Below are 1161 nucleotides of genomic sequence, written 5' to 3'. Positions count from 1 at the left end.
TCTACTTGCCCCATGACGAAAGAAGCCTACCTGGCGCTAGCCGCCGCCCAGTATGAGGAGTTGCGTGCCTTGGGCCAAGAGCCGGATTTTTACACACTGGAGGAGAAGTTTGACCAGTTGTGGACGGCGCTGGGGCGTTCGGTGCTCGAACAGACGCTGGGGCCGGTGCCCGCCAACAAGCAAAAAAAAACAGCGTCCAGACCCGGTTCGGGCGCGTAGCCATCGCTAAAGCCAATCCGTTCAGCGCCCCGGTGCTGGGCTCGCGGACCAGCCCCTACCTGCAGGCCAAGCTGGTCCTGCTGGCGGCCGACCACGTCTTTGCCCACGTGCCGCCGCTGGTCGAATCCCTGCTGGGTATCCGCGTGAGCACGACCCAGGTCTACCGCCGCACCCAGGCGGCGGCCCAGGCCCTGCCCGCCGCCGCCCTCGATGCGCCCTGTCCGCCGGTAAGCGCCGGCCCGGGGCCGGTCTACGGCATGGTCGATGGCTCGATGCTCTTCACCGACACGGGCTGGCAGGAAGTGAAGGTCGGCCGCATCTTCCAGCATACTGCCCCGGCCGAGCAGACCGGGCCGTCCCAGTACGTGGCCCAGCGGGGTGCCTACGCCGCCTTTACCCAACGCTTTGAGCGCGTACTACCGCCCGACGCACAAGCCGACCAGGTTTTCGTCACCGACGGGGCGCAGTGGATTCACCACTGGCTAAAAGACGCTTATCCTCACGCCACGCACATTTTGGACTTCTATCACGTGGCCGAAAAGCTCGCCGCCGCCGCCCAGGCCGCCGATGCGCCCCCTACCTGGCTGCCGGCGCAATATGCCCGGCTCTGGGCCGGACAAAGCCCGGCCGTGGAACAGGCGGTGGCGGCTTTGCCCGGGCTGCCGGCCCCGCTGGCCGCGCAACTCGGCCACTACCTGCGCACCAATCGCACCCGCCTGCGTTACGACCTGTTCCGCCAACGCGGACTGCTCTGCGGCAGCGGACCGGTCGAGGCCGCCCACCGCACCCTGCTACAGGTCCGCCTCAAACGAAGCGGCCAGCGCTGGTCCAATGGCGGGCTCGACCGCCTCGTACGCTTACGCTCGGCCCTGAAAAGTCCACAAATGCACTTGCTTACCGACCTGTTTAAAAAATCAACCGCGTAGTTTTGAATTACACCCG

The 1161-nt window shown here is 66.1% G+C and carries 2 protein-coding genes; both read left to right on the top strand.

Annotated features, from left to right (window positions below):
- Positions 1–219: hypothetical protein (locus ABD842_RS13755; RefSeq protein WP_345114932.1), on the top strand; the 219-nt coding region annotated here is incomplete at its 5' end.
- A gap of 32 nt (positions 220–251) precedes the next feature.
- Positions 252–1145 carry a hypothetical protein gene (locus ABD842_RS13750; protein ID WP_345114929.1) on the top strand — a complete coding sequence of 298 codons (894 nt, stop codon included), beginning with the start codon at positions 252–254 and terminating at the stop codon, positions 1143–1145.
- Positions 1146–1161: the final 16 nt, after the last annotated feature.

This window comes from Hymenobacter algoricola (genome assembly GCF_039539525.1).
GTDB lineage: Bacteria > Bacteroidota > Bacteroidia > Cytophagales > Hymenobacteraceae > Hymenobacter > Hymenobacter algoricola.
Note: the sequence above shows the minus strand (reverse complement) of the source record. Positions and strands in the feature narration are given on the sequence as shown.